Raw genomic sequence first — 7,541 nt, 5'->3', positions numbered from 1 at the left:
AGAAGCGCCCAGCCTGACCCTCACCACACAGGCGCAGAGAACTCCGGCGCTGCGCGCCTCCGGGCCGAAGATCGCATTCCCGCCCGGCCTGAAGGCCGGGATTCCCTACGAAGAACAACGGATGGAATGTCTCCCACCCGCGCGGTGTGTCGCCCGGTTCGCGATGAGCGGCGACGCGCCGGCGTCCTCAGCGGTCACCCACTTACTGTTCACCCTGGCACGCAACTGGACCTGATCGCCGCTCAGTCGGGTGATGTCGAACTTCTCCCAGTTCCCGGCACGCGTCCGGTTGGCGACGAGCGGCTCGGAGCCCTCGTTCTCCGCCGTGACGAACATGCCGTTGTTGGCGACGAGGTTGACGGTCGCGGGGTTCTCGGCGATGTTGAGCAGGTTCGTCAGGTGCTGGTCGGGGACGAAGTCGGACTGCAGCGAACTGTTCCCGGCGACGTTCTCCGACTGGAAGCCCCTCGGCTGCGAGGCCGGGGTGCCCGAGCAGTTGCCGGCGGGGGTAGCCGACGTGAGTGGAACGGTCGGCGTTACCGGTGACCGTCCAGTCCCTGACCCCGCTGGCCACGAATCCGTAGCCCATGTGAGCGCCTGTCAGGGTGTTGTCCATGACGGTGGCGCCGTAGTTGACCTCGGAGGAGCCGCATCCCCAGGGCATCGTCCCCATCGCCATGGCGATCTTGATGAAGGAACCCGCCGCGTCGACGGTGTTCCCCGAGACCACGGTCCCGGCGTAGTTGCCGTTCACCGGTTTGAAGTCGACCATGTTGATCCCGCCGAGCAGGACTCTGGTCCGGGCGGTGATCGTGTTGTTCCTGACCTGGGAGCCCGGCGCCCCGAAGATGACGATCCCGCCGTCGGTCGCGTCCGTGACGGTGTTCCCCGAGACCTCGCTGTTGCCGCATGCCAGTGAGATGCCGTCGGCCCAGGCGCCGTTGTCCTCACCGCTCGGGCCGATCGTGTTGTTGAGGATCTTGCTGTTCTGACAGGTCGGGATGTTGTTGGTCACGCCGCCCTCGGTCATGTGCAGCGCCGACCAGCCCCGAGGGTCGGAAAGCGTGGTGTTCTGCACGACCTGGCCCTCGCTCCTGCCTCCCATCTCCAGGAGCGCTTCCCCGTTCGGCACGCGGCCGAGCTCGGAGCGGCGCCCGTCGACGCGGATGTTCTGCACCGTGGCATTCGACTGATCGCCGCCGCGTATCGCTGTGGCAAGGTCCCCGGTGACGCGCAGCAGCGCCTGCGCACTGCCCGTCGGCAGACCCTGCGTCTGGACAGTCTGGCCGGGAGCCGTGAAGACGATCGAGTGGGAAAGGTCGAAGACAGATCCCGCGCACAGCTCTGCCACCGCTCCGGGGCAGCGCCGCCTGGATGGACGCGTCCGTACCGGAGGGAAGGCAGACCCCGTCTGCGGCGTCGGCCTGCGGCGCCAGGAGACCACTGGTCAGCAGGACTGTCGCAGCCAGCCCAGCCGTCCCGGCGACCGCGCCCGCCCCTTCGCCAAGGAGTCCGCGAAACCTCCCCCCGACTCCGGCGACTCGAACTCGAGCGTCCTCGCACGAGCGGCGGGACAGTAGTCGTAGCTTCATCTGCTTCCTTCGACACGAGCCGGATTCACCCCACGCGAAAAGGTGCGGCACGTCAGAGTTCCCTTGCCGACGCTCCGCCGACTTCCCGCGGCCGCATGCTAGAGCCGTAGATCAAATAAGGGCGCACCCGCGCACGCGCCACCGTGCTCGAGGGAAGGATTCCAGGTCCTGCCGGGCACAGTCCGGCCCGACCTGGCCACCGGCCGCGCCAGGACTCCTATGTTCGTGGCGGCGTAACGGCTCATGCCCCTGAACCACAGTGGCGCCATACGCACCCCGGCAAACCGGAACATGCCCCACGCCGGCAAGGGGGATACAGGCGCGCTGCTCGCGGCACGACCAGCCCGCCGGCGTGACCGTCACCGGTCAGGGCCGACAGGCCTCGCGGCGCTGCGGCGCGGCCGCGCGTCCCTGCCGGTCCGGTGCCGCCTGGGGAAAGTGGGATGTGGGTTTCGTGCTGCGGCCGGCCCAAGAGTGGAGCGGACGCGCATGAACGGCACAAGGGCGCTTGCGATCTGGGGCGGGCAACCCGCCCCGGACTCGTCCGGCACCGCCGAAGAGCCACGGCTGACCCGGCTGCCGTTCCACCTCCGCCCGGAGCGCCGCGACAGAGCCACAGCCAAACCGGGTACCTCCGCCCGTCGTCCGCCGCGGTCTGCCACATGGTGCGTCGAGGTGACCGCGCACGACGGCACGGACGGCTGCCCACTGCGGCTCCGGGACTGCCACGGCAACGCCTGGCAGAAGTGGTTGTCCGGTCAGACGGCAGGGTCCGTTCGACGAGCCTGCGCATGGACGTCGCCAACGCCTCGACCGCGAACGGCACGTACGGCCTGCCCAGGTGCACCGGGAAGCCCCGGGTCCGACGATGCTCAGGAAAGGGCGACTTCTGTATGACCGAAACCTCAACAGCCGGGCTCTGTCACCTGACCGTGCGAACCCCCGGCACTTCCATGGACTGGGCGGTGCCGTCGGATGTGCCGGTGGCCGACCTGCTTCCGGCTGTTCTTCGCCATGCCGGTGCCGAGTTGGAGGAAGAGGGGCTGGAACAGGGCGGCTGGGTGCTCCAGCGCCTCGGAGAGACTCCCTTGGAGGGCGAAGGCACGCTTGCCTCGCTGAACGTCAAGCACGGTGAAGTGCTGTATCTGCGCCCTCGCACCCAAGAACTGCCGGCGGTCCGACTGGACGACCTGGTGGACGGCATAGCCAACACCATGCGGGAAAGACTGCACAGTTGGGGGCCGCAGAGCAGTCGGATGCTTCTGCGCGGGCTGACGGGGTTCACCGTGACGATCGGCCTGCTGGTTCTGGCCTGGCCCGGCGGCTCCTCGTTGGTGCGGATGCTGTCACTCGCGGGAGCCGGCGCACTGCTCCTGGCGGGCGCGGCGACGGCGAGCCGCGCCGTGGGCGACCCGCCCTCCGGTGCGGTTCTGGGCGTGCTTGCCGCACCCTGCCTCGCGCTTGCCGGTTGGCTGGTGCCGGGCGGGGAACTCACCGGGGCCTATGCCCAGGAGGTGCTGGGCGCCAGGCTGCTGTCTGCCGGAGCAGCGGGCGCGGGGGGAGCGGTCCTGGCCGTGTCGATGGTGGCGCTCTACACACCGCTGTTCACAGGGATCGCACTGTGCGCCTTGGCCGCCATGGCCGGCGGTGCTCTGATGGCCCTCGCCGGATTCCCGATCGAGGAAGCGGCGCTGATGATTGCGGCCACATGCGCGGCGCTCGGCGCCTTCGTTCCCTCGATCGCGTTCAAACTCGCCGGGATGCGTATGCCGTTCCTGCCGAACAACCCGCAGCAGTTGCAGGAGGACATCGAGCCGTATCCGGAGCGGAGCGTCAGTGCCCGTACGGAGCTCGCCAACTCCTGGATGACGGTGCTCTATGCCTCGACCGGAGTGGTCGCCGCCGTCTGCGTCCTGGCTGTGCCGACGCGCCCGGCACTGCCTGAGGTGGTGACGACGGGCGTCCTGTCGATGCTCCTGCTCCTGCACGGCAGGGGCCTCGGCAATGTCTGGCAGCGCCTTTCCATGGCCCTGCCCGGCGTGTGGGGCCTCACCCTTCTCACCCTCGCACTGGTCGCCACCCTGCGGCCGGAACAGCGGCTGATAGTGGCCGGTGGCACGCTCGCGGTGGCCGCCGTCCTCGCCGTGGCGTCGTGGGTTCTGCCGGGGCGTCGACTTGTCCCGTACTGGGGACGGGCCGCCGAGCTGCTGCACAGTGCTCTCGCCATCAGCCTGCTGCCGCTTGTGCTGTGGGTGGTCGGCGTCTTCGGTGGCCTGCGCGGTCTGTACGGCTGAAAGGAGGGGACGATGCAATCCAAGCGCGACCAGGTTCAGGCGCACATGTTCGTCATGGGCCGGCTCAACTCCGGAATGCTGCTGGGAGAACCCGACGCGCCCGAGAGCCCCTTGGCGCGCACCACCCGTGGCCTGGTGACGGGTGTTGTGATCGCCGTGCTCATCAGCGCGGGTGCGTTCGTCGTCGGGCTGCTCTCGCCCGGTGGCAAGGACTCCTGGCGCAGCGGTGAGGCACTCGTTGTCAACAAGGACACCGGGGCCCGCTATCTCTATCTCGGCGGTCGGCTGCGTCCTGTGCGCAACTACGCGTCGGCGCTGCTGCTGGGCGGCAAGGACCTCGGCACGGTGGACGTGGGCTCGGGCTCCCTGGACGGAACACCGATCGGAGTGTCCGTGGGCATCGACGGAGCGCCCGACAGCGTGCCCGGCATCGATCGGCTGGAGCGCGGTGCCTGGCGGGTGTGTTCCGTCGTAGACCCCCAGAAGGGTGCTGCGCGGACGGTGCTGGTCGTGGGAGGCGGCCACGAGACGGAGACGGACCGCGCGCTGGGCACACGCCAGGCGGTGCTGCTGGTCGGTCCCGACCGCACCACGTACCTGATGTGGCGGGGCAGCCGACTGCGGCTGGACACGTCGAGCGGTGCGGTGAAGTCCCTTGGATACGGCTCCGCCACACCGCGCCCGGTGTCGTCCGCTTTCCTCGACTCCCTGCCCGCCGGGCCTGACCTGGCCTCTCCTGACGTGCCCGGCCGCGGTGAGCTGGGGCCGTCCCTGGCAGGTGCGGCGACGAAGGTGGGGCAGCTCTTTCGGGTTCAGGTGCCGGGCGGTGCACGATCCTGGTATGTGCTGGGGCGCAAGGGCCTTGAGCCTCTCACCGACACGGCGGCAGCTCTGCTGCTCGGCGACCCGCGGACCCGCCAGGCGGCGTACGACGGGCAGGCACCCCGGGTGCCGGTCGTCGGTTCGGATGTGCTCGGACGGTATCTGGCACCCGGCAGCGCCAAGCCCCCGTCGGACGACCTGCCGGCATCGCCGCCGAGCCTGACGGGGGTCCCCGAGGGGCAGACGGCGTGCGCCGTGGTCGAGCCCGGTTCCGATGGCACCCGGGTGTCGAGCGCTCTGGTGCCGGCGTCCGCACTGGCACCGCTGGTCCAGCCCACCGGTGACCGCGTTGCGGCTGCTTGCAGCCCGGTGGACGGGACCGTGGTGCGTGCGGGTCGCGGCGCGCTGGTACGGGCACTGGGTGCGGGCGGCGGCCCCATCGGCGACACCGTCTATCTGGTGACCGAGAGCGGGGTGAAGTACCGGGTGGCGGGAGACGAGGCGCTGACCGCCCTCGGCTACTCGGCGCAGGACGCCAGAGCGCTGCCCTCGCCGCTGCTGGCGATGCTGCCGACCGGCCCTGACCTCAGCCCGGATGCGGCGAGCGGAGCCACGACCCCTCGGATCACCGCTCCCGACTGTTCGCGGGGCTCCGGCCAACCCCGCTTCGCCGACCAGCCGAACGCAAGTTCAACGGCCGGGCGCGGGCAGTGAGCTCAACGGCGTCCTCTGGTCAACTGCCTCAGGGGTAAGCCACCACCCGGGGCGGCGCCGTGCGGCCGTCGGTCACGCCGTACTGATCCATCCCGAGGGCAAGCGTGACTGCCGGGTCGTGGGCTTCGCCGAGGGGCTGGCCCGCGACATCCGCGTCGTGGCCGGCATGCCACGCGGCGCAGTCGAGCGGGACGTCGCCCGTCTGCGGCCGGTCGGGAAGTCCTTGTCTTGCCGACAGGATGCACCGAAGGACTGGACCGCTCCATGCCGATTCCAAGCTGCGGGCGATGATGTCCTTGATGGCGCGGGTGACGCGCCCTGTTCGTCGGACGTCACCACGGAGTTCCAGGCCCGACTCTTGTGCCGTACTGAATATGGGCATCGCTGCCTCGTGCCGGATGAAGTCGGCGTCGGCAGCGGCCTTCACTGCCGCGCGCGGCCTGAGCGAGGCGGTACAGCGTCTCGCCGCGGGCGCGCCACACGGGTCCCATGCGACTGTGTGGGCCCTCCGAGGGAAAGGAACGGCGCGGAAATCGCCCGGATCCTTGGCGTGAGGAAACATCCGGCAGCCGCAGGGGGTGCGGCTGCCGGATGCGGTACATATCAGGTGCTGCCCGATAACCGCAGCAACTCCAATGGACCGAAGGCTAATTGAATGGGACACGATGTCCAACGATCCGTCCAGACAGAGGCCGCATCAGGCGTTGGCTCAGCCGGTCTTCCACTTCTGGTCGCCCGCACCACTGCACGACCACAGTTGCAGCCGGGCACCGTTGCCCGTGGCCTGATCCTTCACATCCACGCACTTGTCCGACTGCGGATTCACGAGGTCATGGGCCGAGTTCAGGCGGAACTGCTGCGCTGGGTTGCCGGTGCAGTCGGCGAGCTGGACGACCGCGCCGTTCTCTCGCGAGCCCCAGGCCACATCCATGCACTTGCCCATGGACCGGATGGTGCCGTCCCCGTAGAACTGCCAACGCTGGTTGGCCGCGCCACCGCAGTCCCAGATCTGCAGCGCTGTGCCGTCCGCGCCGGTGTTGTCGGTCACGTCGATGCAGCGATTGGAGGCGAAGCCGATCAGCAGTTGGCCGACGGGCTCGTTGGACGTGGTCGGCTTGTCTGCGCCCGCGCTTGTTCCACTGGCGGTCGTGCCCGACTGGGTTCGCGTCACGCCGGTTGACCTGGCGCCGGAGTCCGATCCTGAGGCCCTGTTCCCGCCGTCCGGCGAGCCCGACTCGCTACCGCTCGATTTCACAGAGGCCCCTGCCCCGGCCCCGCTCCTGACGCGCGAATCTTCGGCGCTTCCCTCTGTCGGTCGCCCGGAGCCGGGCGCCCTCGGCGGAGCCGAACCGTAGGCGTCGGCGGGTTCGCCGCCGAGAGCGAGAACGGTGCCGTCCTCGGCCACTGTTCGCTTGGCCCCGGAGTCTTTGTCATCGCCGGTCGAGGTGAGCAGCAGGGGAACGGCGATCAGCAGCGTTCCGGCGATCGCCGCGCCGGCCAGCATCGCCTTGCGGGGCAGACCCGGCATGGAGAATTCCTCCGGCTGCGAACCGGTGGCCGCCGCGGCGGCGGTCGCTGCTTCCGCCACTCCCGTTACGGCGGTTACGGCGGACGAGTCAGTGGTGGTCGCCGGCTCGGATGTGGTGGAGGTGTCCTGGTCCGATGCGGAACTCTTACGCGCAGCCTCCTTCTCCGAGTCCTCCCCGGTGGAGGGTTCCGCTTCCGTTTCCGCTTCGGAAGCCGGCTGCTCGCCGTCTGCGGCGACCGGCTTGCCCCTCTCGCCCCTCTCCTCGGGCGCCATCGGCCGTCTCGGATCCCCGGCGTCAGGTTCGGAGAGTGCCGCGGCTATGTCCGCCGCTGGCACCGGGGCGGCGTCCGGTTCTGCAGGGGACGGATCTGTGGCGTTCTGAGCGGTTGCCAGTGCGCTCAGCGTCTGGTTGTTGTCGGTATCGGTCATCCGTGCCTTCCATGGATGGTGGCCAGTGGGGAAGGATTGGTGCGGCAGTGGGTGTCGTGCCCGCCGGGTTACGGCCACCCCGCCCTGTACTACGGCGGAGGGGCTTGTGCGGACGCCGTCGGACGCAAATTCCTCAAGAAAACAGTCGGTCCGCCAACCACC

At 69.5% G+C, this 7,541-nt stretch carries 6 protein-coding genes; 3 read left to right on the top strand and 3 right to left on the bottom strand.

The genetic code is table 11. From position 1 onward, the window contains the following. The coding region (locus tag F7R91_RS43250) for a hypothetical protein (protein WP_225320957.1) at window positions 1–235 on the top strand (235 nt) is incomplete at its 5' end. Here the strand turns inward: F7R91_RS43250 and F7R91_RS34600 are convergent. Further along, window positions 203–1,030: a right-handed parallel beta-helix repeat-containing protein gene (locus F7R91_RS34600; protein WP_331000685.1), complete on the bottom strand. Its 828-nt coding sequence runs from the start codon at window positions 1,028–1,030 to the stop codon at window positions 203–205. The genes F7R91_RS43250 and F7R91_RS34600 overlap by 33 nt on opposite strands. Window positions 1,031–2,485: 1,455 nt before the next feature. Here F7R91_RS34600 and eccD point away from each other — a divergent pair. Both eccD and eccB read left to right on the top strand, forming a co-directional pair. After that, complete coding sequence (gene eccD / locus F7R91_RS34595) at window positions 2,486–3,886, top strand: type VII secretion integral membrane protein EccD (RefSeq protein WP_150956293.1); 1,401 nt, start codon at window positions 2,486–2,488, stop codon at window positions 3,884–3,886. 12 nt (window positions 3,887–3,898) lie between these two features. Beyond that, window positions 3,899–5,422, top strand: a complete 1,524-nt coding sequence (eccB, locus tag F7R91_RS34590; RefSeq protein ID WP_150956290.1) for a type VII secretion protein EccB — start codon at window positions 3,899–3,901, stop codon at window positions 5,420–5,422. Window positions 5,423–5,450: 28 nt separating this feature from the next. Here eccB and F7R91_RS34585 read toward each other — a convergent pair whose 3' ends face one another. Continuing rightward, on the bottom strand, window positions 5,451–5,849 hold the full coding sequence (locus tag F7R91_RS34585) for a hypothetical protein (RefSeq protein WP_150956287.1): 399 nt from the start codon (window positions 5,847–5,849) through the stop codon (window positions 5,451–5,453). Window positions 5,850–6,131: 282 nt separating this feature from the next. Continuing rightward, complete coding sequence (locus F7R91_RS34580) at window positions 6,132–7,379, bottom strand: RICIN domain-containing protein (RefSeq protein ID WP_150956284.1); 1,248 nt, start codon at window positions 7,377–7,379, stop codon at window positions 6,132–6,134. Window positions 7,380–7,541 lie beyond the last annotated feature (162 nt).

The sequence above is a fragment of the Streptomyces luteolifulvus genome (assembly GCF_008806595.1).
Taxonomy (GTDB): Bacteria; Actinomycetota; Actinomycetes; order Streptomycetales; family Streptomycetaceae; genus Streptomyces; species Streptomyces luteolifulvus.
This window is presented reverse-complemented; position numbering and strand designations above follow the sequence as displayed.